Annotated in this window: 24 protein-coding genes; 11 read left to right on the top strand and 13 right to left on the bottom strand. The window is 65.3% G+C overall.

Going from position 1 to position 25318, the window contains the following annotated elements; all coding sequences use genetic code 11:
• Window positions 1-12: 12 nt before the first annotated feature.
• Window positions 13-447 carry a universal stress protein gene (locus OKW41_RS33015; protein ID WP_090800630.1) on the top strand — a complete coding sequence of 145 codons (435 nt, stop codon included), beginning with the start codon at window positions 13-15 and terminating at the stop codon, window positions 445-447.
• Between the two features lie 270 nt (window positions 448-717).
• On the opposite strand, the gene aceA is transcribed toward OKW41_RS33015, so the two are convergent.
• Window positions 718-2022, bottom strand: coding sequence for an isocitrate lyase (aceA, locus tag OKW41_RS33010; RefSeq protein WP_429576522.1), 1305 nt, complete (start codon window positions 2020-2022; stop codon window positions 718-720).
• 401 nt (window positions 2023-2423) lie between these two features.
• Window positions 2424-4019, bottom strand: a complete 1596-nt coding sequence (locus OKW41_RS33005) for a DEAD/DEAH box helicase (protein ID WP_429575236.1) — start codon at window positions 4017-4019, stop codon at window positions 2424-2426.
• Between the two features lie 8 nt (window positions 4020-4027).
• Between OKW41_RS33005 and OKW41_RS33000 the strand changes: the two genes are divergently transcribed.
• Complete coding sequence (locus OKW41_RS33000) at window positions 4028-4351, top strand: hypothetical protein (RefSeq protein WP_429575235.1); 324 nt, start codon at window positions 4028-4030, stop codon at window positions 4349-4351.
• Between the two features lie 167 nt (window positions 4352-4518).
• On the opposite strand, the gene OKW41_RS32995 is transcribed toward OKW41_RS33000, so the two are convergent.
• A complete protein-coding gene (locus OKW41_RS32995; protein ID WP_429450324.1) occupies window positions 4519-4788 on the bottom strand; it encodes an acyl-CoA-binding protein in 270 nt (89 codons plus the stop codon).
• Between the two features lie 167 nt (window positions 4789-4955).
• Here OKW41_RS32995 and tsaB point away from each other — a divergent pair, with 167 nt between their 5' ends.
• From tsaB to OKW41_RS32975, 4 genes are read left to right on the top strand one after another with little or no spacing between them, the layout of a single operon-like run.
• Window positions 4956-5792: a tRNA (adenosine(37)-N6)-threonylcarbamoyltransferase complex dimerization subunit type 1 TsaB gene (gene tsaB / locus OKW41_RS32990; RefSeq protein ID WP_429450323.1), complete on the top strand. Its 837-nt coding sequence runs from the start codon at window positions 4956-4958 to the stop codon at window positions 5790-5792.
• Window positions 5789-6283: a ribosomal protein S18-alanine N-acetyltransferase gene (gene rimI / locus OKW41_RS32985; RefSeq protein WP_429575234.1), complete on the top strand. Its 495-nt coding sequence runs from the start codon at window positions 5789-5791 to the stop codon at window positions 6281-6283. The genes tsaB and rimI overlap by 4 nt, the downstream gene beginning before the upstream one ends.
• Complete coding sequence (locus OKW41_RS32980; protein WP_429575233.1) at window positions 6270-7253, top strand: uracil-DNA glycosylase; 984 nt, start codon at window positions 6270-6272, stop codon at window positions 7251-7253. The genes rimI and OKW41_RS32980 overlap by 14 nt, the downstream gene beginning before the upstream one ends.
• Window positions 7254-7255: 2 nt before the next feature.
• Entirely contained in the window at window positions 7256-8281 is a 1026-nt protein-coding gene (locus OKW41_RS32975; protein ID WP_429454467.1) for a DUF1853 family protein, read from the top strand.
• Window positions 8282-8287: 6 nt separating this feature from the next.
• On the opposite strand, the gene thiD is transcribed toward OKW41_RS32975, so the two are convergent.
• Both thiD and lplT read right to left on the bottom strand, forming a co-directional pair.
• Window positions 8288-9094, bottom strand: a complete 807-nt coding sequence (gene thiD, locus OKW41_RS32970) for a bifunctional hydroxymethylpyrimidine kinase/phosphomethylpyrimidine kinase (RefSeq protein WP_184056933.1) — start codon at window positions 9092-9094, stop codon at window positions 8288-8290.
• Between the two features lie 60 nt (window positions 9095-9154).
• Complete coding sequence (lplT, locus tag OKW41_RS32965) at window positions 9155-10462, bottom strand: lysophospholipid transporter LplT (RefSeq protein WP_429450319.1); 1308 nt, start codon at window positions 10460-10462, stop codon at window positions 9155-9157.
• Between the two features lie 218 nt (window positions 10463-10680).
• Between lplT and alr the strand changes: the two genes are divergently transcribed.
• From alr to OKW41_RS32950, 3 genes are all read left to right on the top strand, one after another.
• Window positions 10681-11751 carry an alanine racemase gene (gene alr / locus OKW41_RS32960; protein WP_429575232.1) on the top strand — a complete coding sequence of 357 codons (1071 nt, stop codon included), beginning with the start codon at window positions 10681-10683 and terminating at the stop codon, window positions 11749-11751.
• Between the two features lie 3 nt (window positions 11752-11754).
• The gene (gene radA, locus OKW41_RS32955; RefSeq protein ID WP_184056927.1) at window positions 11755-13131 is read left to right on the top strand and encodes a DNA repair protein RadA; all 1377 of its coding nucleotides are present in this window, start codon (window positions 11755-11757) and stop codon (window positions 13129-13131) included.
• 153 nt (window positions 13132-13284) lie between these two features.
• Window positions 13285-13563 (top strand): DUF2866 domain-containing protein, encoded by a 279-nt coding sequence (locus tag OKW41_RS32950; RefSeq protein WP_187615389.1) that lies wholly within the window; start codon window positions 13285-13287, stop codon window positions 13561-13563.
• A gap of 70 nt (window positions 13564-13633) precedes the next feature.
• On the opposite strand, the gene OKW41_RS32945 is transcribed toward OKW41_RS32950, so the two are convergent.
• Both OKW41_RS32945 and OKW41_RS32940 read right to left on the bottom strand, forming a co-directional pair.
• Window positions 13634-14689 carry a CaiB/BaiF CoA transferase family protein gene (locus tag OKW41_RS32945; protein ID WP_018417629.1) on the bottom strand — a complete coding sequence of 352 codons (1056 nt, stop codon included), beginning with the start codon at window positions 14687-14689 and terminating at the stop codon, window positions 13634-13636.
• A 108-nt stretch (window positions 14690-14797) separates the two neighbouring features.
• The gene (locus OKW41_RS32940; protein WP_429575231.1) at window positions 14798-16753 is read right to left on the bottom strand and encodes an ATP-binding cassette domain-containing protein; all 1956 of its coding nucleotides are present in this window, start codon (window positions 16751-16753) and stop codon (window positions 14798-14800) included.
• Between the two features lie 166 nt (window positions 16754-16919).
• On the opposite strand from OKW41_RS32940, the gene OKW41_RS32935 reads away from it, so the two are divergent.
• Window positions 16920-17399 carry a glutathione peroxidase gene (locus tag OKW41_RS32935; protein ID WP_429450313.1) on the top strand — a complete coding sequence of 160 codons (480 nt, stop codon included), beginning with the start codon at window positions 16920-16922 and terminating at the stop codon, window positions 17397-17399.
• Window positions 17400-17409: 10 nt separating this feature from the next.
• On the opposite strand, the gene cls is transcribed toward OKW41_RS32935, so the two are convergent.
• From cls to dapC, 6 genes are all read right to left on the bottom strand, one after another.
• Window positions 17410-18897: a cardiolipin synthase gene (gene cls / locus OKW41_RS32930; protein ID WP_429575230.1), complete on the bottom strand. Its 1488-nt coding sequence runs from the start codon at window positions 18895-18897 to the stop codon at window positions 17410-17412.
• A gap of 200 nt (window positions 18898-19097) precedes the next feature.
• The gene (prmB, locus tag OKW41_RS32925) at window positions 19098-19982 is read right to left on the bottom strand and encodes a 50S ribosomal protein L3 N(5)-glutamine methyltransferase (protein ID WP_429450309.1); all 885 of its coding nucleotides are present in this window, start codon (window positions 19980-19982) and stop codon (window positions 19098-19100) included.
• A gap of 14 nt (window positions 19983-19996) precedes the next feature.
• Window positions 19997-21136, bottom strand: coding sequence for a succinyl-diaminopimelate desuccinylase (dapE, locus tag OKW41_RS32920; RefSeq protein WP_429575229.1), 1140 nt, complete (start codon window positions 21134-21136; stop codon window positions 19997-19999).
• Between the two features lie 142 nt (window positions 21137-21278).
• Entirely contained in the window at window positions 21279-21644 is a 366-nt protein-coding gene (locus tag OKW41_RS32915; RefSeq protein WP_429575228.1) for an ArsC family reductase, read from the bottom strand.
• Complete coding sequence (dapD, locus tag OKW41_RS32910; protein ID WP_008923562.1) at window positions 21644-22471, bottom strand: 2,3,4,5-tetrahydropyridine-2,6-dicarboxylate N-succinyltransferase; 828 nt, start codon at window positions 22469-22471, stop codon at window positions 21644-21646. The genes OKW41_RS32915 and dapD overlap by 1 nt, the downstream gene beginning before the upstream one ends.
• Window positions 22472-22544: 73 nt before the next feature.
• Entirely contained in the window at window positions 22545-23765 is a 1221-nt protein-coding gene (gene dapC / locus OKW41_RS32905) for a succinyldiaminopimelate transaminase (RefSeq protein WP_429575227.1), read from the bottom strand.
• A 305-nt stretch (window positions 23766-24070) separates the two neighbouring features.
• Here dapC and OKW41_RS32900 point away from each other — a divergent pair, with 305 nt between their 5' ends.
• Window positions 24071-25156, top strand: a complete 1086-nt coding sequence (locus tag OKW41_RS32900; RefSeq protein ID WP_429575226.1) for a DMT family transporter — start codon at window positions 24071-24073, stop codon at window positions 25154-25156.
• The last annotated feature ends 162 nt before the right edge of the window (window positions 25157-25318 follow it).

The raw sequence follows: 25318 nt of genomic DNA, 5'->3' as shown, positions 1-25318 counted from the left end.
ACGGAGGGGATCATGTTCAGGCACATCCTGGTTCCGACCGATGGTTCAGATCTGTCACGCAAGGCGATAGCGGGCGCGATCGACCTCGCGCAGGCCGTGGGCGCCCGCGTTACCGCATACGCCTGTCTGCCCCAATATCCGTACTCGCCGTTCTCCGATGTCGTGGTCGAACCGCCAGGCGAGTTCCTGCAACGCAGCGAGCGCGAGGCGCGCGTGCATCTGCGCGAAGTCGAGCATGCGGCGCACCGCGTCGGCGTCAGTGTCGAGAGCCGCACGAGCGTGCATCCGGCGCCGTATCTCGGCATCATCGAAGCGGCCGAGCAGGGGCGCTGCGACGTGATCTTCATGGCATCGCATGGGCGGCGCGGGCTCGGCAGCCTGCTGATCGGCAGTGAAACGCAGCGCGTGCTCACGCATACGAAAATTCCTGTGATCGTCTATCGCTGAATCGCTTGGCACTGCCGGCAGCGTGCCGGCATGCACCGCCTTCGAAAAAAAGCGCGCCGGCGGCGCTGCCGGCGCGTTCAGGTTCGCCGCACGCTTGCCGCGTGCTGGCTTCTTTGAGACTCTCCGGCCGTCGGCGTTCGCGCTGACGCTCCTGCCAATCCAGGACGGCACGGCCCTCCCTGCGTCGGCGGCACTCTGGTGGTGCCGCTCGACGTTTGCCGATCGTTCCTGCGCTCAGGCCACGGGACTGCATAACCCCACTGGTTGATCTCAGGCGACCTTCTTGTCGAAGAACTGCTCGTTTTCCGTCGAACCGTGCAGCGCGGTCGTCGATGCTTCGCGCTCGACCGTCTGCGTGACCGCGTCGAAGTAGCCGGTGCCGACTTCGCGCTGATGCTTGACCGCGGTGAAGCCCTTTTCGGCCGCCGCGAACTCCGCCTGCTGCATTTCGACGAACGCGGTCATCTGGTTGCGCGCATAGCCGTACGCGAGGTTGAACATCGAGTAGTTCAGCGCGTGGAAGCCGGCCAGCGTGATGAACTGGAACTTGTAGCCCATCGCGCCGAGTTCGCGCTGGAACTTCGCGATCGTCGCGTCGTCGAGGTTCTTCTTCCAGTTGAACGACGGCGAGCAGTTGTACGACAGCAGTTGGTCCGGGTACTCCTTGTGGATCGCGTCGGCGAATTTCTTGGCGAACCCGAGGTCCGGCTTGCCGGTTTCGCACCAGATCATGTCTGCGTACGGCGCATAGGCGAGGCCACGCGAGATTGCCTGCTCGAGACCGGGCTTCGTGCGATAGAAGCCTTCGACGGTACGCTCGCCGGTCAGGAACGGGCGGTCGTTGTCGTCGATGTCCGAGGTCACGAGGTCGGCGGCTTCCGCGTCGGTGCGGGCGAGCAGCACGGTCGGCACGCCCGACACATCGGCGGCCAGACGCGCGGCTGTCAGCTTCGCGACGGCTTCGCGGGTCGGCACGAGCACCTTGCCACCCATGTGACCGCACTTCTTGACCGATGCGAGCTGGTCTTCGAAGTGCACGCCGGACGCGCCCGCTTCGATCATCGCCTTCATCAGTTCGAACGCGTTCAGCACGCCGCCGAAACCGGCTTCCGCGTCGGCCACGATCGGCGCGAAGTAATCGACGTAGCCTTCATCGCCCGGGTTCTTGCCTTCCGACCACTGGATCTGGTCGGCGCGCGTCAGCGTGTTGTTGATGCGCTTGACGACGAGCGGCACCGAGTTGGCCGGATACAGCGACTGGTCCGGGTACATTTCACCGGCGACGTTGGCATCGCCCGCGACCTGCCAGCCCGACAGATAGATCGCCTTCAGACCAGCCTTCACCTGTTGCATCGCCTGGTTGCCGGTCAGCGCGCCGAGCGAGTTGACGAACGGCTCGTTGTTGACGGCGGCCCACAGCTTTTCCGCGCCGCGCTTCGCGAGCGTGTGCTCGGGCTGCACCGAGCCGCGCAGACGGACCACGTCTTCGGCCGAGTAGGTGCGCTTGACACCTTTCCAACGCGGGTCCGCTTCCCATTGCTGCTTGAGTTGCTGCACTTGCTGTTCGCGGGTCATGGTCATGATGTGCTCCTTCGATGCCAGTTATGGAGGATGGGTGACTCTGTCTTCTCGAAGCGTCGGGCCCGGAGAGGCGTTCTGTTTCGTGAAGTCTTATATAAGAGTCTAGGCAAATCGAAGGACGCGCAATAGACGCCGCAAAGCGTTTTTCCAATATTTATTTTTATATAAAATCAATGACTTGATGCCTGCGTTTCGCGATAAGAAACGATATTTTCCCTGTTGCAATAGTCCTTCTTGTGCTTTGCAGCATGATTTTTTACGACGCAAAAAAATTTTTTACATCGTGAAATTTGGGGCGGCCAGTCGACAGACGAAAAAAAACCGGCGCCCGAGCGCCGGTTTTCTTCAGTGTCACGGACGGCGCGAAGCCATCCGGTCGGTCAGGTGGGTCGCTATTAGCTGCCGCGACGTGCCGAACGGGGACCGTCGTTGCGGCGCGCGCCGTAGCCGTCACGCGAACCGTAGCCGTCGCGCGAGCCACCGCCGAAGCCTTCGCGCGAACCGCCGGCCGACTTGTTACCCCAGCCGTTGCCATTGCCATTGCCATTGCCATTGCTAGTACCGTTACCGCTGCGCGAGCCGCCGTAGCCGCCCGGCTTGCCCGAGCCGCTGCCGAAGCGACGGCCGTTACCACCGGGACGGCCGCGGCCGCCGAAGCCAGGACGACCATTGCCCGAGGGCGGCGCCTTGCGCGGCTCGAAGCCTTCGACGACGTTGACCGGAAGCGGCGTGCGCACGAAGCGCTCGATGCGCTTCAATGCGCCCTGTTCGGCGTGATGCACGAGGCTCACGGCGATACCCGAGCGACCCGCACGGCCGGTACGGCCGATGCGGTGCACGTAGTCTTCGGCGAACTTCGGCAGGTCGTAGTTGAACACGTGCGTGATGCCCGGGATGTCGATACCGCGAGCGGCGACGTCGGTCGCAACCAGCACGCGCACGCGGCGCTCGCGCAGTGCGCGGATCGTGCGGTTACGCGCGCCTTGCGGCAGGTCGCCGTGCAGCGCGGCCGATTCGAAGCCGGCGTCGGCCAGACGGCCCGCCAGCTGGTCGGCGTCCATCTTGGTGGCCGTGAAGACGATCGCCTGGTCGAGGCCGTCGTCACGCAGCAGATGGTCGAGCAGACGGTCCTTGTGATCGCGGTCATCGACGTAGTGGACGGTTTGCGCGATGTTGGTGCGCTGTTCCATGCGCTGGACGATCTCGATCCGCTCCGGGTCCTTCAACAGACGGCCGGTCAGCGAGCCGATCTTGCCGTCGAGCGTGGCGGAGAACAGCATGGTCTGACGCGTAGCCGGCGTTTCGGCGACGATCGTGTCGATGTCGTCGATGAAGCCCATGTCGAGCATGCGGTCGGCTTCGTCGAGCACGAGGATCTGCAGTTGCGACAGATCGATGCGGCCGCGCTCGAGGTGGTCGATCAGACGGCCCGGCGTCGCGACGAGGATTTCAGGGTTCTTCGCGAGCAGCATCAGCTGCTGGCCATAAGCGACGCCGCCGAGAATGCTGACGGTGCGCAGGCGCTTCAGGTGCTTGCCATACGTCGCGGCGGCGGTCGTGACCTGCATCGCCAGTTCGCGGGTTGGGGTCAGCACCAGCATGGTAGGACGCGCAACCGGCTGCGGACGACGGCCGCGGCCACCGTCGACCGGGCGCGGTTCGCGCGGCTGGCTCGCCTGCGTCTTTTGCAGCTGCGAGAAGCGCTCGATGGCGGGCAGCATGAACGCGGCGGTCTTGCCCGAGCCGGTCGGGCTCGAAACCAGCAGATCGCGGCCGGCGATACCTGCTGGCACCGCGCGTTGCTGCACCGGTGTCGGGTGCTCGTAGCCGGCGGCGGTCAGCGCGGAAACGACGTCCGCGGACAGGCCGAGCGACGCGAAGGTCGGCTTGGCGTCAGCCTGCGCGGCGGCTTCGGGAGCGGCGGGCGAAAGACCGAGTGCTTCGTCGGCGATGGTGTTCAACGGGCTGCTGGGGGTGTTGCTCAAAGTCATGTGAATCCTTGAAAACGATCCTGGGTGGTTCATCGGATGAAAACGTCAACGCCAATCGGCATACCCAAGTCGTCGGATTCAGCGAGCAAAACAGCAGCGAGCAAATCGAAAAACGGGGGCAACTCGCGACAATGAAGGCGAGTTTTTCGTTAGAAGCTGTATCGGATGCGACGTGCCAACATGGCGAGTCGCCAGCCTGGGACTTGAGCCCGGAGCGGGCTAGGCAGAAGGGGACAGGTTCTAAACTGGATTGGAGCAAACGCTATGGACGCTGCGCCGCGAGGACCGCTGGAAAAAACGGGCAAAGCAGTGAAGCGCAGACGGCATTATAGCGACACTTGCTGCACTGCGCCACCATTCAGGCAATTCCGACAGAAGAAAAGTGCCGGAATGAAGTAGGCGAGTGAGGGCGGCGGCCCGGAGCTTCGTGTCCGAAATCGCCGCGATGCCGCAGCATTGCCAGACGGCCATTTCGGCAGATGATTGGCGCACCGGAAATTCAGGCCGCGGTGCCGCTCTTCAGCGATTCGACGAGTTCGACGTATTGCTGCATCGCAGCGTCCTGCGTGGTGCCCTTGAGCGCCGCCCACGCATCGTACTTGTATTTGCCGACGATGTCGGTGAAGCCCGGCTTGTCGCCGTGCACGTCGCCTTCGCTCGCCTGCTTGAAGAGCGCATAGAGACGCAGCAGCGTCAGGTTGCCCGGACGCTCGGGCAGTTGCTTGACGTCTTGCTGGGCTTGCTCGAACTGGGAATTGATGTCGGTCATGGTCGTTTGGCCCGCGTGGCGGGATAGATGAGATCGGCCGAAAATCATATCAATTGCCCGCCGCCCCGGGACCGAGGGCTTATTCCAAACGATGACGGCCGCGAAGCCGGGCGGCGCGGCCGCGCAAACCACGATTCAGGGGCACCGCGCCGATTACAATACGGTCCATGACTCAAACAGTGCTCCTCGCCCTTGATACATCGACCGAGTTCTGCTCGGCGGCGCTCGTGTCCGCGTCCGTCGATGCCGCCGGTCAGCCCAGCGCCGAACCGCGCGTCTGGGTTCGCCACGAACAAACCGGCGTGGTGTCCAGTACCCGCCTGCTGCCGGCGATCCGCGAACTGTTCGACGAAGCCGGCCTCACGCTGGCGGATTGCGACGCGATCGCGTTCGGCTCGGGTCCGGGTTCGTTCACCGGGCTGCGTACGGCGACCGGCGTCGCCCAAGGCCTCGCGTTCGGCCTGAACCTGCCGGTCGTACCGATCGGCACGCTGCTCGCGTGCGCGGAGAGCGCCCGCCTGCGCGATCCGTCGACGACGCGCGTGCTCGCCGCGCTCGACGCGCGCATGGACGAAATCTACTGGGCCGACTACGCGTGGGACGACACGCGACACGAATGGCGCACCGTGCAGACGGCGACGCTCGATGCACCCGAGCGGCTCGTGCTGCCCGACGTGCCGTTCACACTCGCCGGCAACGCGGCCGCCGCGTTCGGCGAGCGCTTGCCGGCGGTCGCGGCCGCGCGGAGCGTCGATGGCGAAGCGTTGCCCCATGCGTTGCCGCTCGCGTACGCGGCGCTGCGCGCGTTTCATGCGGGCCGCACGGTGCGCGCCGATCAGGCCGCACCCGAGTACGTGCGCGACAAGGTCGCGCAGACGACCGCAGAGCGCATGGCCGACAAAGCGGCGAAATCAGCCAAAGCGGCTCATAGCGCCGAGCAGTCCGCGCAGCACGCACCCGATGGCGGCTCCGGCGAACCGTCCCACGACGAGGCGCGCCCATGAGCGGCGTGCTGCTCACGGACCGCTACATGTCGCCGATGACCGAAAGCGACCTGGACGAAGTCGCCGCGATCGAGAAACTTGCGTATGAGTTTCCGTGGAGCCGCGGCAACTTCGGCGACTCGCTGCGCAATGGCTATTTCGGCGTCTGTCTGCGTCACGTGACGGGGACGTTGATCGGCTACTGCGTGCTGATGCCAGTCGTCGATGAAATGCATCTGCTGAATCTGTGCGTCACGCCGCAAGCACAAGGCGCCGGCGCCGGCCTCGCGCTGCTGCGCGAGGCGGTGCGCATCACGCACGCGGAGAGGCTCGAGGGGCTGCTGCTCGAAGTGCGGCCGTCGAATCACCGGGCGATCCGGTTGTACGAGCGCTTCGGCTTCGCGTCGATCGGCCGGCGCAAAAATTATTATCCGGCGCGGCATCGCGGCCGGGAGGACGCGATCGTGATGCGTCTGTCGTTAGCCACGGAGGGCGCAAATGGCGCTGCATGAATCGGTGCTCGAAGAATTCGGACTCGCGCCGTTGTGGGTGCGTCGCGGACTCGCGGCGCGAGAGGAGGCCGGGCAGAATGATGCGCTGCAGTCGCTGCGGGAACACGCAGAAGACTTGCGTCGCGCGGAGCCTGCGACGCAGACCTCGCGCGAACCGCTGCGCGCGTCCGCCGAGGTGCAGCCGTCGCAAGTGCAGCGCGAATCCACGCCGCGCTTCGACGAAACTGCAACGCAGCGCGAAACATCAGAATCGCAAACTGACTTTTCAGCCCCGCCGACTTTCGACGCCGCTTCCGAGGACGACTTCGCGTGGTTCGACGATCCAGCCGCATCGGCCCCCGCGCCCGCCGAAGCGCGCCGCGACGCGCCCGCGCTGCCGTCTACCCACACACTCGACTGGGACGCGCTCGCCGAGCGCGTCGCCGGATGCGAGGCGTGCCGGCTGTGCGAGAAGCGCACGAACACGGTGTTCGGCGTCGGCGATCACGAGGCCGACTGGATGCTGATCGGCGAAGCGCCCGGCGAGAACGAGGACCGTCAAGGCGAACCGTTCGTTGGCCAGGCCGGCAAGCTGCTCGACAACATGCTGCACTCGCTCGCGCTCGCGCGCGGCACCAACGTGTATATCGCGAACGTGATCAAGTGCCGGCCGCCTGGCAATCGCAATCCGCAGCCGGACGAAGTCGCGCGTTGTGAACCTTATCTACAGCGTCAGGTGTCGCTCGTGAAGCCGAAGCTGATCGTCGCGCTCGGCCGTTTCGCCGCGCAAAGTCTGCTCAAGACCGACGCGAGCATTTCGTCGTTGCGCGGCCGCGTGCACACGTACGAGGGCGTACCGGTGATCGTCACCTATCACCCGGCCTATCTGCTGCGTAGCCTGCCCGACAAGGCCAAGGCCTGGGCGGATCTGTGCCTCGCGCGTGCCACATGGCTCGCGAACGGCGGCGTGCCGTCGAACGAATCAAAGTGACGATGCCCGAGGGACCGGCGGCGCGCATGCCCGCCGCGTCTGTCAGCCGCGCGGCGCCTCTCGATACCTTGCTGGGTTTGCGTGGCGATGCTTCTGTCGATGCGCTGCGCGATCCCGCTGTCCGCGATCTCGCGTGGCTGCTGCTCAGTCCCGATCTGTTGCGCCCTCAGCTTCCCACAGGCGCGCTCGCCGATCCTTTCGGCACACCGCAGGAATTGCAGGCCACGCTCGACTGGCTGCGCGCGCTCGACGCCGCGCCGGCATTTCTGCGTCAGGATCTCGCGGCAACGCGTATCACGCGCCTTGGCCGCTACGCCGAACGCCTGCTGGGCTTTTACCTTCGTCATGGACCGGCGACGCAACTGATCGCAGCGGGTGTGCCGCTACGACATGCGGGCCTCACGCTCGGTGAATGCGATTTCCTCGTGCGCACGCGCCAGGGCGCGCGACTGCATTGGGAACTCGCGGTGAAGTGCTATCTGCATGCGGGCGATGCGAATGGAGCAGAGGCGGCGCGTCTCGCCGATTATGTCGGCCCCAATCTGAAAGACCGCCTCGATCTGAAGCTCGCGCATTTGCTCGATCATCAGTTGCCGCTCAGCGCACGCGAAGAATTTGCCTCGACGGGCTATGCGGGCGCGTGGACGCCGCAGATGTTCGTCAAAGGCTGGCTGTTTTACCGGCATGGCGAGATGCCCGCCGATCCTGCCGAACTCGATCCCACGCACGGTCGCGGCTGGTGGGTCACGCATCGCGACTGGCCGGGTTTCGCGTGCGCGCATGCGCACAGGTGGCGAGTGTTGCCGCGGCTCGAATGGCTCGCGCCGCAATATCGAACGCAAGCCGGTGCGGACGACACGTGGTACGTCGACGCAAACACGCTCGCCGCGCAGATCTCACCGCAACACGGCCCGACGATGGTCGCCGGATTCATCGAAGACAACACGGGGCGTGTACTTGAACGCTCGCGCGGTTTTATCGTGCCCGACGACTGGCCCGAGCACGCGCGGCGTTACGCGAAGCAATGACGTCGCTCACCACCACCGATGAAAGTGATGCACCGGCCCCACGCCGTGGCCGACGTCGAGCCGCTCGCTCGCCTGCAACGCACCCGTCAGATAAACCTTCGCATCGGCGACCGCGCTAGCGAGATCGTCGCGCTGCGCAATCAAGGCCGCGATCGCCGACGACAACGTGCAGCCCGTTCCGTGCGTGTTCTTCACCGGCACGCGTGGACCGCCGAGACGCAGCGTGCCGCTTTCCTGCACGAGCCAGTCGGGGCTATCGGTCGCGCTCAGATGGCCGCCCTTCATCAGCACCGCGCGCGCGCCGAGCGCGCGCAACGCTTCGCCTTGCTCGACCATGCCGGCTTCGTCGGCGGCGGGTTGCATGCCCAGCAATGCGGCCGCTTCCGGCAGATTCGGCGTCAGCAGATCGGCGAGCGGCAGCAGTTCGTCGCGTACCACCGCGACCGCATCGGGTAGTAATAGCGCGTGATTGCTCTTCGAGATCATCACCGTATCGAGCACGATGTGTTTGGGCTGATGACGGCGCAGCGCGTCGGCGACCGCACGCGCGATCGGCGCATTCGCGAGCATGCCGATCTTCACCGCGTCGATGCGGATGTCGTCGAACACCGCGTCGAGCTGCGCGGTGACGAAGCCTGGGTCCGGCGCGTGAATCGCGGTCACGCCGCGCGTGTTCTGCGCGGTCAGCGCGGTGATCACGCTCGCGCCATAGGCGCCGAGCGCGGAGAAGGCCTTCAGATCGGCCTGGATGCCGGCGCCGCCGCCGGAGTCGGAACCGGCGATCGTCAGCACATTAGGAATCGATTGAGTCATGGTCGAGCGAGGAAGAAGGGGGCGCGCTCGTGTGTGCCGCGGCAGGCCCAGCGCAGCCGATCAGTGCTTGGCTTCGCCGATCAGCGCGACCGAATCGAAGGCGCGCTGGTTCGCTTGATGGCGTCGCATCACGAGCCACATCATCAGGCAGACGAAGGTGCCGAACAGCACGATCACGATGGTGACCGGCACGTCGAGCCACACGAGCACCGCGTACAGGCACAGCATCACGAGCACGGACAGATTCTCGTTGAAGTTCTGCACGGCGATCGAATGACCCGCCGACAGCAGCACGTGCCCGCGATGCTGAAGCAGCGCATTCATCGGCACGACGAAAAAGCCCGACAGGCCGCCCACGAACATCAGGAAGATATACGCGAAAATCAGATAGCCCGGCACGTGCATGCGGCCAAAATACACGCCCCAGTGCGGGGGAAACAGATCGCGCGTGTAGAACGCCATCAGCATCACGGAGATACCCATCATGATGCCGACCGGCAATACCGACAGCGACTTCTTCAACGGCACACGCGAAGCCGCGAAAATCGCGCCGAACGCGACGCCAACCGCGACCACCGCCTGCAGGATCGCCGCCTCGGACAGAGACATGCCCAGCGACACTTCGGCCCACTTCAGCACGATGAATTGCAGCGTCGCGCCCGCACCCCAGAACAGCGTCGTCACGGCGAGTGAAATCTGTCCGAGCTTGTCACGCCACAGCACGAGAAAGCAGTCGGCGAAATCGGTGATCAGGCGGATCGGCCCGTGCTCCTGTCGCGGATAGCGCGCGCCGGTGTCGGGAATGCGCAGATTGAACAGCGCGGCGATCACGTAAATGGCCATGATCACGAGCATCGCGGCTTCCGCGGGCGTGTTCACGGTGGGGACGTGCCATTTGAGAATCGGCGCGGCGATATGCGGGCTGATCAGCGCGCCGCCGAGCACCGTGCCGAGAATGATCGAGCCGACCGTGGTGCCTTCGATCCAGCCGTTCGCTGCAACGAGCCGGTCAGGCGGCAACAGTTCGGTGAGAATGCCGTATTTGGCGGGCGAGTAGGCCGCCGCGCCGAAGCCGACGATGCCGTACGCAATCAGCGGATGCGCTCCGACCAGCATCGTTATGCAGCCAACCACCTTGATCGTATTGGTGATGAACATCACGCGTCCTTTCGGACGGGAGTCGGCGAATGCGCCCACGAAGGCGGCAAGAACGACGTACGACAGCACAAAAAACAGCTTGAGCAGCGGCGTCATCCAGTTCGGAGCGTGAAGATCTTTCAGCAGTGCGATAGCAGCGATCAGAAGCGCATTGTCGGCCAGCGACGAAAAAAACTGCGCGGCCATGATGGTGTAAAAACCTTTTTTCATCTGATGCGATGCTGTCCTCGCTGCGGTCTGTCCGCCCCGGCCGTTTGTCATGCGTCCGGGCTTATGCCGATCGAAATGGGTTGTGCGCACGGCTTTATATCATGAAAATAGCTGGATTCGGACTAGCAGAATCCTTGATCGCACCGCCCAGCGGGCCGCCGAGCGCTGAAAACGCCCTGTAAGCCGCTGATTCGCAAGTGTCTTTACGAAAAAATCCCATGCCGCGCCCCCTTTCCGCCACGATTCATACCGCTGCTCTCGCCAATAACCTCGCTGTCGCGCGGCGCTATGCGCCGAAATCGAAAATCTGGGCCGTCGTCAAGGCTAATGCCTACGGGCATGGCCTCGCGCGCGTGTTTCCCGGTTTGCGCGCTACGGACGGCTTTGGGTTGCTGGACCTCGAAGAAGCGGTGAAGTTGCGTGAATTGGGCTGGGCGGGCCCAATTCTTCTGCTGGAAGGCTTTTTTCGGCCGACCGACGTCGACGTAATCGACCGCTACAGTTTGACCACGGCGCTGCATTCGGACGAGCAGCTGCGCATGCTCGAAATGGCGCGTCTGTCGAAACCGGTCAATATTCAGTTGAAGATGAACACCGGCATGAACCGGCTCGGCTACACGGTCGAAAAATTCCGTGCCGCGTGGGAGCGTGCGCGCGCCTGTCAGGGCGTCGGCCAGATCACGTTGATGACGCATTTTTCCGATGCCGATGCCGAGCGCGGCATCGCGCATCAGATGGAAGCGTTCGAGCGTGGCGCGCAGGGCATCGCCGGTGCGCGCAGTCTGTCGAATTCGGCCGCGACGCTGTGGCATCCGGAAGCGCATTTCGACTGGGTGCGTCCGGGCATCATCCTGTACGGCGCGTCGCCGTCCGGCGTGACGGCCGCGATCGACGGCACGGGCCTGCAGCCCGCGATGACGCTCGCGTCGGAACTGATCGCCGTGCAGACGCTCGGCGAAGGCAGCTCGGTCGGCTATGGGTCGAGATTCACTGCGCGCGGTCCGATGCGCATCGGCGTGGTCGCGTGCGGTTACGCGGACGGCTATCCGCGCGTCGCGCCGGAAGGCACGCCGGTGATCGTCGATGGCGTGCGCACACGGATCGTTGGACGTGTGTCGATGGACATGCTGACCGTCGACCTGACCCCGGTGCCGACCGCCAACGTCGGCTCGCGCGTGGAATTGTGGGGCACCGCGCTGCCCATCGACGACGTCGCGCAGGCCTGCGGCACGATCGGCTACGAGCTGATGTGCGCGGTCGCGCCGCGTGTGCCGGTTCGGGCGGAGTAACGCGTGGCGAAAGCGAAGACGTTGTACATCTGCGGGGAATGCGGCGGACAGTCGCCGAAGTGGTCCGGTCAATGCCCGTCCTGCCAGACGTGGAACACGCTCGTGGAATCGGTCGCGGAGGCGCCGTCCGGTCACCGTTTCCAGTCGCTCGCGAAGAGCACGCCGGTACGGCGTCTCGCCGACATCGACGCGTCGGACGTGCCGCGCTTTTCCACCGGCGTCAGCGAATTCGACCGCGTGCTCGGCGGCGGCCTCGTGCCGGGCGGCGTGGTGCTGATCGGCGGCGATCCGGGCATCGGTAAATCGACGCTGTTGTTGCAATCGCTCGCGGAAATCGCGGCGGACAAACGCGCGCTCTATATCAGCGGCGAAGAATCTGGCGCGCAGATCGCGTTGCGCGCGCAACGGCTGGCGTTGCTCGAACCCGGCTCGAAGGCAAGCGAGTTGCAATTGCTCGCGGAAATCCAGCTCGAAAAAATTCAGGCGACGATCACGGAGCAACGGCCTGAAGTCGCCGTGATCGATTCGATCCAGACCGTCTATTCGGATGCTTTGACATCGGCGCCGGGCTCGGTCGCGCAGGTGCGCGAGTGCGCGGCGCAACTCACGCGCATCGCCAAGCAGTCGGGCACGACGATCATCATGGTCGGGCACGTGACGAAAGAGGGCGCGCTCGCAGGTCCGCGCGTGCTCGAACATATCGTCGATACGGTGCTGTATTTCGAGGGGGATACGCACTCGTCGTACCGTCTCGTGCGCGCGATCAAGAACCGTTTCGGCGCGGTCAACGAACTCGGCGTGTTCGCGATGACCGAGCGTGGTTTGCGCGGCGTCGCGAATCCGTCGGCATTGTTTTTATCGCAGCACGAGCAGTCGGTGCCGGGCTCATGTGTGCTCGTCACGCAGGAAGGCACGCGGCCGTTGCTCGTCGAAGTGCAGGCGCTCGTCGATGCGGCCAACGCGCCGAATCCGCGACGCCTTGCGGTCGGCCTCGAACAGAACCGGCTCGCGATGCTGCTCGCGGTGCTGCATCGGCACGCGGGCATCGCCTGTTTCGATCAGGACGTGTTCCTGAACGCGGTGGGCGGGGTGAAGATCTCCGAGCCCGCCGCCGACCTCGCGGTATTGCTCGCGATCCATTCGTCGATGCGCAACAAGCCGCTGCCGAAGGGGCTCGTCGTATTCGGCGAAGTGGGCCTCGCCGGCGAAATCCGGCCGTCGCCGCGCGGTCAGGAGCGCCTGAAGGAAGCAGCCAAGCTCGGCTTCTCGGTGGCGGTGATTCCGAAGGCCAATGCGCCGAAACAGCCAATCGAAGGCTTACAGGTCGTTGCGGTCGAACGGATCGAACAGGCCATCGACCGCGTCCGCACGCTCGAATAGGCGGGGGCCGGGACGGCTCGCCAGTACTTTGTACGCTTGCGGTCCTGTAATGCCCGGTAAATATCTTCATATTGGCTGTAACCTGGTCGCCATACCTTTTTTCTAAGCTGCAACGATATGCATCCCGTCTGATGCTCGAAAAAGGATCGCGCCTTGAAACAGTCTCGTGAAACCGCTGCCCACCATAACATCCAGGTGCGCGGCTGCCGGGTCTCCGCCCCGATTCATCAGCCGTGGGGCGGCGCTTGCCGGATCGTCGAGTGGATCGACACCGCGGGTCAGATCTCGCGGCGGGTGGTGGCCGAAGACGCAACGGCCGCCGAAGTGCGTGCCACGATCAGCCGCCATGTGGAAGGCCGCAAGCACCTGCTGTACGACGACGAAAAGTCGCCGCGGCAAACGCTGCCGAGGCAGACGCCGACGCGGCGTTGACGGCGGCGGGTTTTTCGATTGACCGGGCCTTGATCTTCATTGCGCCCGCGTCGCGGCTGCGCCACGCGCATTAGGCCCCGTCGTCGTGTGAGTCGGCAGCGCTCGCGGCCACCGCCGCATACGCGTGCGGATTGAACAGCGGATGCTGCGCCGCTTCAGCGGGCGTCAGCACCGGCGACACGCAGCAGTCGAGCGATTCCAGCGATTCAACCCATTCGCCGAGCGTGCGCGTCGCAATCAGATTGGCGACTTCCTGAATGAGTGCCACGGCATCGGGACCGCCGATCGCCTGACCCAGGCTCCAGTGACGCGTCGCCCATTCCGGCCGATCGAGCGCCATGCACAGCGTTTCCCAGAACTTCAATTCGAGCGCGCCGACCGCGAGCCAGCGTTCATCGCTGGTGCGGTAGAGGTTGTAGCAGGGCACACCGCCGTTCAACAGACCACTGCCCGCGGCGGGCGCCGCACCTTCGTTGACGAGCGACACCTGCGCGACGAAGTTGTGCGCATAGCTCGTGTGCGTCATCGATACATCGACGAAGCGGCCCGCGCCGCCTCGCGCGACATGCCACAGCGCCGCGAGAATTTGCGTGACCGCGCTCAATGCGCCGCCGAGCAGATCGGCGATCTGGAAGTTCGGCAGGATCGGCGCACCGTCGCGGTTCGCCAGTTGATCGAGCACGCCTGCATAGCCGATGTAATTCAGATCGTGGCCGGCATGGTCCGCGAACGGACCGCTCGCGCCATATCCGCTGATCGCGCAATAGACGAGCCGCGGATTGGCTGCGCTGAGCGTCGCGTAGCCGAGGCCGAGCCGCTCCATCACGCCGGGCCGGAAGCTCTCGATCAGCACGTCGGCTTCAGCCGCGAGTGCGCGCAGCACCTGGCGTCCTGCTTCGGACTTGAGGTCGAGGCGCGTCTCGCGCTTGCCGCGATTGACCATCCGGTAAAACGCGCCGGGTCGGCCCGCGACACGATCGCTCGACGACTGCATCATCGTGCGAGTCGGGTCGCCCGCGCCGGGCGCCTCGATCTTCAGCACATCGGCGCCGAGCTCGGCGAGGCGCAGCGCGGCCACCGGACCCGGCAGCAGACGCGTGAGGTCGAGCACGCGCAGTCCTTGCAACGGCGGCGCATCGGCTGCCGATGCAGCTACGGATTCTGGGGCCGATAAGCCGGACGTTGAATTCGCAAATGACAAAGCCAAGCTCCCGTGGATGCCGGCGCGGTGCCGCTAGCCGATCTGTTCGAGTTCCTCGTGCGTCTCGAGCCATTCGGCTTCGAGCGTGTCGAGGCGCGCGTTCACGTCTGCCTGACGGCGGATCGCCTCCGTCAGCTTGCTCTTCTGCTCCGGTTCGTAACTCGCGGGATCGGCGACGAAAGTATCGAGCGTCGCTTTCTCCGCGTTGAGTGCGTCCATTTCCTTTTCGATCTTCGCGATGCGGCTTTGCAGCGGCTTCTTCAGATGCGCGAGCTTCTGCCGCGTTTCCGCTTCGAGGCGGCGCTGTTCCTTGCGATTGACGTTGCTGTCGCCACTTGCCGCGCCGTTGGACGCTGCGTCCGACGCACCGGAAGCATTGGCCTTCAGCGCGGCGCGCTGCTCGGCCGCATGCTGCAGCAGCCAGTCGCGGTAGTCGTCGAGATCGCCGTCGAATTCCTGCAGACGATGCTTCGCGACCAGCATGAACTGATCGGTCGTCGCGCGCAGCAGATGCCGGTCGTGCGAGACCAGGATCAGCGTGCCTTCGAATTGCGCGAGCGCCATCGTCAGCGCGTGGCGCGTTTCGAGGTCGAGGTGGTTGGTCGGCTCGTCGAGCAGCAGCAGGTTCGGCTTTTGCCAGATGATCAGCGCGAGCGCGAGGCGTGCCTTCTCGCCGCCCGAGAACGGCGCGATCTTCGCGGTCGCCATGTCGCCGGAAAAGTTGAAGCTGCCGAGGAAGTCGCGCAACTCCTGCTCGCGCGTGTCGGGCGCGAGACGCGCGAGGTGCTGCAACGGGGTGTCGTCCGGACGCAGCGTTTCGAGCTGATGCTGCGCGAAGTAGCCGATGCGCAGACCCTTGCCTTCGCGTACGTGGCCGCTCAACGGTTCGAGCGTGCCCGCGAGCGTCTTGATCAGCGTCGACTTGCCCTGGCCGTTCGCGCCGAGCAGGCCGATGCGCTGACCATTCTGGATCGACAGCATCACGCGCTCGACGATCGGAATCTCGCTGCCGTCTTCGGCATGGTAGCCGCAGCGCACGTCTTCCATCACCATCATCGGATTCGGCGCGGAGTCGGGAGTGCGGAACTCGAACGTGAACGGCGACGCGACGTGCGCGGGCGCGATCAGCTCCATCTTCTCGAGCGCCTTCACCCGGCTTTGCGCTTGACGCGCCTTGGTGGCCTGCGCCTTGAAGCGGTTGATGTAGCTCTGCAGATGCGCGACCGTGCGCTGCTGCTTTTCGTACGCGCTCTGTTGCAGCGCGATCTGCTGCGCGCGCAGCACTTCGAATTGCGAGTAGTTGCCGCCGTAGCGTTTGATCTGCTGGTTCTCGAGATGCAGCGTGACGTTGCAGACGGAATCGAGAAACTCGCGGTCGTGCGAGATCACGATCAGCGTGCCCGCATAGCGATTCAGCCAATCTTCCAGCCAGACGATCGCGTCGAGGTCGAGGTGGTTGGTCGGTTCGTCGAGCAGCAGCAGATCGGAGCGGCACATCAGCGCCTGCGCCAGATTCAGGCGCATGCGCCAGCCGCCCGAGAAGCTGCTGACCGGCTCGCGGGTCTGGTCGAGCGTGAAGCCGAGGCCGAGCAGCAACGCTTCGGCGCGAGCCGGCGCGGTGTAGCCGTCGGCGTCGGCGAACGCGGCGTGCGCTTCGGCTTCTGCCGCGCCGTCGTGCGCGGCGGAGGCCGAAGCGATGCGCGCTTCGATGTCGCGCAGCGCGGCGTCGCCGTCTAGCGTGTAGGCGAGGGCGGTTTTGTCGACGGCGGGCGTTTCCTGCGCGACGTGCGCGATGCGCCAGGTCGGCGGGATCGAGAAATCGCCGCCGTCCGCATGCAGCTCGCCGAGCAGCACGGCGAACAGCGTCGACTTGCCCGCGCCGTTCGCTCCGACGAGGCCGGCTTTTTCACCGGGGTTCAAGGTGAACGTGGTGTTGTCGAAAAGCGGCTTGGTGCCGCGTGCGAGGCTGAACTGATTGAAGCGGATCACGACGTGGCCGGCTGAAGAAAACCGCTATTTTAGACTGCCCGGCGCGTTGCCGGGCGCGCGGCGCCGATGGCCCGGCTGTCACTTTACGCGCGGCCGCCATCCGCCATCCGGCTAACTGTATCGGCAGCGCTTTTGGCATAGACTGACGGCTTTCACAGGAGGGCACATGACATCGATTTATTCGTTCTCGGCACGCACGCTCGGCGGCGCGGAAGCGAGTCTCGCGAAGTACGAAGGCAAGGTGATACTGATCGTCAATACCGCGAGCGAATGCGGGTTCACGCCGCAATACGCGGGCTTGCAGAAGTTGTATGACGCGTACGCGGCGCGCGGGCTCGCGGTGCTCGGTTTTCCGTGCAACCAGTTTGGCAAGCAGGAGCCGGGCGACGCCGCGCAGATCGGCAGCTTCTGCGAGAAGAACTACGGCGTGACGTTTCCGATGTTCGACAAGATCGACGTGAACGGCCCGAACGCGCACCCGCTGTTCCGCTATCTGACGATCGAGGCGCCGGGACTGCTCGGTCTCGAGGCGATCAAGTGGAATTTCACGAAGTTTCTGATCGGCCGCGACGGCAACGTCGTCAAGCGCTATGCGCCGCTGACCAAGCCCGAGGCGATCACCGGGGATATCGAAGCGCTGCTGTAGGCGGGCACGCCTACAGGATCGGCGAAAAGAGCCGCGCGACGTGCATCAGCATGCGTCGCAGCGCGTTCGACTTGCGGTACTCGTCGCGGTCGATTTCGCGCGACTCGGCAAAGTCGTCGAGCAGCATCGTCTCGACTTCTAGCGCGAAGCCGCGGTCGACGGTCAGCACCATGATCTCGAAGTTCAGGCGAAACGAGCGGTTGTCGAGATTGGCGCTGCCGATCGCGGCCGCGCTGCTGTCGATCAGCACGACCTTCTGATGCAGGAAGCCCGGCTGATAGCGGAAGATGCGAATGCCCGCGCGCAGCGAGTCGTACGCATAGAGCTTCGACGCCGCGAACACCACGAGGTGATCGCGCCGGCTCGGAATCAGGATGCGCACGTCGACGCCGCGCAGCGCAGCGAGGCGCAACGCAGCGAATACGGCTTCGTCGGGGACGAGGTAGGGCGTCGTGATCCAGATGCGTTCACGTGCCGCGTTGATTGCTTCAACGAAAAACAGCGAGCAGGTCTCCTGCTTGTCGGCCGGGCCGCTCGGCAGCACGAGGCAGTGCATGTTGTTCGCGGCGCGCTCGTTGGCGCCGTGGTCGCCGGGCTGGTCGAAGGATGGGGTCACGGAATCCGCGGCCGGCGCGTCGAACTCGGGCAACTGCTGCGTGGCCCAGTACCAGTCCTCGATGAAGACGAACTGGATGCTTGCGACCGCCGGACCACGCACTTCGATGTGCGTATCGCGCCACGGCGACAGCGGCGGCTTCGCGCCCAGATATTCGACCCCGACGTTATGACCGCCGACAAACGCGCGCTCGCCGTCGACCGCCACGATCTTGCGGTGATTGCGGAAATTCAGTTGCAGACGGTTGACGAAGCGGCGGTTCGTGGCGAACGGCTGCATCTCGATGCCGGCGGCGCGCAGCGCCGCGACGTAGCGGTGCGGCAGATCGAAGCTGCCGATACTGTCATACAGGAAGTAGACCCGCACGCCCTGTTTGGCTTTGGCGATCAGCGCGTCCTTCAGCATGTCGCCGAGCGCGTCGTCGCGCACGATGAAGAATTGCACGATCACATAGCGGCGCGCGTTCTCGATCGCCTCGAAGATCGCCTCGAAAGTCGCCGTGCCGTTGACCAGCGTGCGCACGGTATTGCCGGGCAGGAACGGCATGCCGCCGAGGCGCGTCAGCGACTGCACGAGCCGCGAGCCGAGCTGCTGCGTCGGCACCCCGGCCGACGACGCCTGCGTGTCCCACACCAGCGGATGCGCGCGCGTGCGCAGCAGCTCGTTCTCGACGCGGCGCGCGTCCGCGTAGCCGGCGAACTTGCTGCGGCCAAGGAACAGGTAGGGTACCAGCGTCAGATAAGGCATCGCGACCAGCGACACAGCCCACGCGATCGCCCCTTGCGAGGTGCGGGTATGGAGAATCGCGTGAGCGGCCGCGATGATGCCGAGAATGTGGGCAACAACAACCAGCGTGCCGACGTGAAGCAGGTCGAATGACATAAGCTCGCGAACAGTTGGCGAAGCGCCGTGGTTCAGGAAACGGAGGCGGCACGGGCTCGCTCCGTGGTCTGCGGCGAACGCGTCGGGCAACGGGCTCAGGCTGCGGTTGCGGGCAAGGCCACGCGCTATCGCGGCGATTGCTCGTGACCCTGCCTGAGAAACGCGCTTGAAACGACGATCAAACGGTCAGCATGCCGGACTCAGACCGGCAAGTCGCTGGCCTGGATCAGAAACACGTTGTCGTCGCCGGCGCTGGTCGACAGCCACACGAGGTCGAGACCGCCGAACGCGGCCTCGACGTGCTCGCGTTCGTTGCCGATCTCGATGACGAGCACGCCGTCTTCGGTCAGCCAGTTGCGCGCGTCCGCAATGATCCGTCGCACGATGTCCATGCCGTCGGCGCCACCCGCGAGCGCCATCTCCGGCTCGTGCTTGTATTCGGCCGGCAGCTCCTGCATCGACGTGGCGTTCACGTACGGCGGATTGCTGATGATCACATCGTAGCGGCGCTGGGCGAGCGGCGCATACAAATCGCCTTCGAACAGCGCGATGCGCTCGTCGAGGTGGTAGTCCAGCACATTGCGCGTCGCGACTTCGAGCGCGGGCGCGGACAGATCGACCGCGTCGACGTCGGCGTTCGGGAACGCGTGCGCGGCGAGGATCGCGAGGCACCCGGAGCCGGTGCACAGTTCGAGCACCGCGCCGACCTGCTCGGGGTCCTCGACGTACGGCTGCAGGCCGTCCTGCAGCAGTTCGCCGATGAACGAGCGCGGCACGATCACGCGCTCGTCGACGTAAAAGCGATAGCCGTGCATCCACGCTTCCTGCGTGATGTACGCGGCCGGCACGCGTTCGGCGGCGCGTCGCTCGATCACTTTCAGCACCGCCTCGATTTCGGCCGTGGTCAGGCGTGCGTCGAGAAACGGTTCGAGCAGGTCGAGCGGCAAATGCAGCGTGTGCAGGATCAGATAGGCGGCTTCGTCGTAGGCATTGGCCGAGCCGTGGCCGAACGACACTTTGGCCTCGCTAAAACGGGACACTGCATAACGCAGCAGGTCGCGGACGGTGCAAAAAGGTAGCGTCATCGCAAAGTTCCAGGTTACGCGATCAGTTGTTCGAGCACGCGGCGATACACGTTCTTCAGCGGCTCGATATGGGCGACTTCGATATGTTCGTCGATCTTGTGGATGCTCGCGTTCAGCGGACCGAACTCGATCACCTGCCTGCAGATGCGCGCGATGAAGCGGCCGTCCGACGTGCCGCCGGTGGTCGACAGTTCGGTGTCCACGCCGGTTTCGTCCTTGATCGCTTGCGCGAGCGCGCTCGACAGCTCGCCGCGCGGGGTGAGAAATGGCAGGCCGCTCACGGTCCATTGCAGTTCGTATTCGAGGCCGTGTTTGTCGAGAATCGCATGCACCCGCTTTTGCAGTCCTTCGACGGTGCTCGCGGTCGAGAAGCGGAAGTTGAACATCACGTCCGCGTGGCCGGGGATCACGTTGGTCGCGCCGGCGCCGCTGTGGAGGTTCGACACCTGCCAGGTGGTCGGCGGGAAATATTCGTTGCCTTCGTCCCAGCGCTCGGCGACGAGTTCGGCGAGCGCTGGCGCCAGCAGGTGCACCGGATTCTTCGCCAGATGCGGGTAGGCGATATGGCCCTGCACGCCCTTGACGATCAGCTTGCCCGACAGCGAGCCGCGCCGGCCGTTCTTGACCATGTCGCCGAAACGCTCGCTCGAGGTCGGCTCGCCGACGATGCAGTAGTCCATGCGCTCGCCGCGCTGCTGCAATGCTTCGACGACCTTGACGGTGCCGTCGGTGGCGGGGCCTTCCTCGTCGCTCGTGATCAGGAACGCGATCGAGCCGCGGTGCTCGGGGTGCGCGGCGACGAACTCCTCGCTCGCGACGACGAAGCCGGCGATCGACGCCTTCATGTCCGCCGCGCCGCGGCCGTACAGCTTGCCGTCGCGCTGGGTCGGCTCGAACGGCGCCGAGTGCCATTGTTCGAGCGGGCCGGTCGGTACCACGTCGGTGTGGCCGGCGAACGCGAGCAGCTTGCCTTGCGTGCCGTCGACGCCGCGTTTGACGGCCCAAAGGTTGGTCACGCCGTTTGATTCTATCGTCTCATGCTCGAAGCCGAGCGCGGCGAGGCGCTCGATCAGGAGACGCTGGCAATGCTGATCGTCGGGCGTGACGGACGCGCGCGCGATCAGTTGTTCGGTAAGGGCGAGGGTGCCGGACATGGATTCAGTACAAGCCACTTTGAAATGAAAAAATGCCGGCTCGCGGTGAGGGCACCGCAGCCGGCAACAGCCTTTGAACGACGCGGCGCGAGGCCGCGCGTTCGACTACCTCGTGCTCGAGCCTGGCGCTTCAGCGCCGCGCTCAGACAAACAGCGCCGCGTACTCGTCCGCCGAAAAGCCGAGCGACTTCACCCGCCCGTTCACGACCAGCACCGGCCGCTTGATCACCGACGGCTTGTGGATCATCAGCGCGATCGCGCCCGGCTGCGTTTCCGCGGCCGCCTTCATGTCGTCGGACAGAGCGCGCCACGTCGTGCCGCGGCGGTTCAGCAGCGCGTCGAGCTTGACGTCCGTGAGCCAGTCCTGCACGAGCGGCTCGGTCACGCCGGCCTTCTTGAAGTCGTGGAACTCGAACTCGACGCCGTGCTCTTCGAGCCACACACGGGCCTTCTTCACAGTGTCGCAGTTCGGAATGCCGTAGACGACGGTTTTGGTGCCGCGCGCCATCAATCGCCTCGCAGCAACTCGTTCAGGCCGACCTTCGCGCGCGTCTTCGCGTCGACCTTCTTGACGATGACCGCGCAGTACAGGCTGTGCGTGCCGTCCTTCGACGGCAGGTTGCCCGCCACCACGACCGAGCCCGCCGGAATGCGGCCGTACGTGACTTCGCCGGTTTCGCGGTCGTAAATCTTGGTGCTCTGGCCGAGGTACACGCCCATCGAGATCACCGAGTTTTCCTCGACGATCACGCCTTCGACGACTTCCGAGCGCGCGCCGATGAAGCAGTTGTCTTCGATGATGACCGGGTTGGCCTGCAGCGGCTCCAGCACGCCGCCGATGCCGACGCCGCCCGACAGGTGCACGTTCTTGCCGATCTGCGCGCACGAGCCGACGGTGGCCCACGTGTCGACCATCGTGCCTTCGTCGACGTACGCGCCGATGTTGGTGTACGACGGCATCAGCACGACGTTCTTCGCGATGAACGAGCCGCGGCGCGCGATCGCGGGCGGCACCACGCGGAAGCCGCCGGCGGCGAAGTCTTCAGCGGTGTAGTTCGCGAACTTCGACGGCACCTTGTCGTAGAACTGGCTGTAGCCGCCGGCCGGCATCGGCGCGTTGTCTTCCAGACGGAACGACAGCAGCACGGCCTTCTTCAGCCACTGGTTGACGACCCAGTCGCCGTCCTTCTTTTCGGCGACGCGCAGCGCGCCCTTATCGAGTTGCTCGATCGCATGGGCGACGGCTTCGCGCACTTCTGCCGGCGCGGCTTTCGGCGACAGTTCGGCGCGGTTGTCCCAGGCGGTATCGATGATGCTCTGAAGTTGTTGCGACATATGCGTGATTATCTGAAGGGTTGAAGTCTGAAGAAGGGGATGCCGTGTAGCTCAAGCAAGGCTTAGGCTGCACTCAGTTGACACTGAGCGAGCGGCAGAATTCGACGATCCGCTGTGCGCCCGCCGTGCATTCGTCGACGTCGGCGACGAGCGCGAGGCGCACGAAATTGCGGCCGGGGTTCACGCCGTGCGCGGCGCGCGCGAGGAACGAGCCCGGCAGAACCGTCACATTATAGTCGGCGTAGAGGCGCAGGGCGAACTCGGTGTCCGTGAGGCCGGTGCGCTCGACGTTGGCCCACAGGTAGAACGCGGCGTCGGGCAGGCGCACGTCGAGCACGTCGGCGAGCATCGGCGTGACGGTCGCGAACTTCCGCAGGTACCTGGCGCGGTTCTCGCGCACGTGCGTCTCGTCGCTCCAGGCGACCACGCTCGCGCTCTGGAACACGGTCGACAGCGCCGTGCCGTGGTACGTGCGATACAGCAGGAATGCCTTGAGAATCGCGGCGTCGCCGGCGACGAAGCCCGAGCGCATGCCCGGCACGTTCGAGCGCTTCGACAGGCTCGACAGCATCACGAGGCGCTCGAAACCGCGTCCGAGCTTGTGCGCGGCTTCGAGGCCGCCGAGCGGCGGCTTCGACTCGTCGAAATAGATTTCCGAGTAGCACTCGTCCGAAGCGATCACGAAGCCGTAGCGGTCCGATAGCGCGAACAGCTCGCGCCAGTCGTCGAGCGTGAGGACGGCGCCGGTCGGGTTGCCCGGCGAGCAGACGTACAGCAGTTGCGTGCGGGCCCACACGTCGGCGGGCACCGCCGAGTAGTCGCACGCGAAGTTGCGCGCCGGGTCGCTGTTGACGAAGTACGGCTGCGCGCCGCCGAGTAGCGCCGCGCCTTCGTAGATTTGGTAGAACGGGTTCGGACAGAGTACGATCGCAGGCTCGCCGTCAGCATCGCGGCGCGGATTGAGCACCGTCTGCGCGAGCGCGAACAGCGCCTCGCGCGAGCCTGCCACCGGCAGCACCTCGGTCAGCGGATCGAGCGGCGGCAGGTTGTAGCGTTGCGCGACCCATTTCGCGATCGACTCGCGCAGCGGCGCCGAGCCGAGCGTGGCCGGATACGCGGCGAGGCCGCCGAGCGAATCGATGACGGCGTCGCGGATCAGCGGCGGGGTTGGATGTTTCGGCTCGCCGATGCCGAAGCTGATGTGCGCAAGGCCGGCCGGCGGCGTGACGTCCTTGAAAAGCAGGCGCAGCTTTTCGAACGGATAGGGCTGAAGGGAGTCGAGTAGCGGATTCACGGACGAAATGGCCTGATCGGGGATGGACGCGGACGAATGGCGGGACAACCGGGCACGCGCGCCGGCGGGCGGCGGCGAACGGACGATTATAGCGTGGCGCGCCCGCGGACCAGGCGGGAGCCTGACGCGCGGCGCGGGAGCAATCCGCGAGGCGGCACACCGGGGCGCCGCGGCGGGAACGGCGCGAAATCCGCCACGGTTCGCGTAAAAGAATACGCAGGAGCAGCAATGTACGCAGCAGTTCAGGAGACGGCCGGCTGGATCCTCATACGACCCGCCCACGACGCCCGTCGGAGTCCCGCCCCATGACCAACTGGCTTCGCAACGGCTGGCCGACGCTCGCGATCATGCTGGGCGCGTCGGTCTGGGGGATGGTCTGGTATCCGCTGCGGATGCTGGCCGCGCTCGGGGTGACCGGCACCGCCGCGAGCGCGCTCACGAGCGGCACCGGCTGCCTGTTCGTGCTGCTCGTGCGGAATGGCGCGCTGAAGACCGTGCGGTGGCACTGGCTGCTGCCGGCGCTCGCGCTCGCCGCGGGTGTCACGAATCTGGGCTTCGTGTGGGGCGCGATCCACGGTCAGGTGATGCGCGTGCTGCTGCTGTTCTATCTGACGCCCGCGTGGACCGCGCTGTTCGCGCATTTCATCCTGCACGAGCGGCTCTCGTGGTCGGGCGCGGCGCTGGCCGCGCTGTCGCTCGCGGGCGCGATGACGATGCTATGGTCGCCGCGTCTCGGCATTCCGGTACCCGGCAATCCCGCCGAATGGGCCGGGCTCGCCGGCGGCATGGGCTTCGCGATGAGCAACGTGCTGATCCTGAAGACGAGCCGCGTGCTGCCGGACATGAAGCCCGAAATGCGCACCGCGGTGATCTTCGGCGGCGCGGCGCTGTTCGGCGCGCTCGCGTCGCTGTTCGAGCCGATGCCCGCGCCGCCCGTCGGCGCGCATCTGGGCACGGCGGCGCTGCTGGTGCTCGGTCTCGGTCTGCTGCTCGCGTCGAACAACATGCTCGTGCAATACGGGCTCTCGCGCGTGCCGGCCAATCGCGCGTCGATCATCATGCTGTTCGAACTCGTCGTGACGGCGCTGTCGGCGTGGCTGTTCGCCGGCGAAGTACCGGGCCCGCGCGAATGGGCCGGCGGCGCGTGCATCGTGCTCGCGTCGGCCTTGTCGAGTTGGGTGCATCGGACGAAATTGGCGCCGCCCGATCCGGCCATCGGGGACACGGACGGGCCCGGCGGCGACGATGGACGCGGTGGTCAATGCGGTGCCAAACGCGGTGCCAAACGCGGTGCCAAACGCGGTGACCAACGCGGTGACGAACACGGCCCTGACGGCGACAGTGACGGCCACCGAAAGGGCGGTAAGAATCGTCCACGCGCGATGGTATGATTCCCCCTCATTAGCCGGCGCAAGCGTACCTGCGTGTGCCTCAGATATGCATGAGCGCATGCAGCCGGCAACCAAATTGCGAAGGCTCGCGAGGTTGCGTGGGGCCGTCCCGCTGCGGCGGTGAACGACTGGCGCAACCTCGCGAGCCACCTATCACTCTCT

Origin of the sequence: Paraburkholderia sp. UCT70, from assembly GCF_050434085.1 — a bacterium.
In the GTDB taxonomy this organism is placed as follows: domain Bacteria; phylum Pseudomonadota; class Gammaproteobacteria; order Burkholderiales; family Burkholderiaceae; genus Paraburkholderia; species Paraburkholderia tuberum.
The sequence above is the reverse complement of the archived record's forward strand: the minus strand, read 5'-3'. Positions and strand labels throughout refer to the sequence as shown.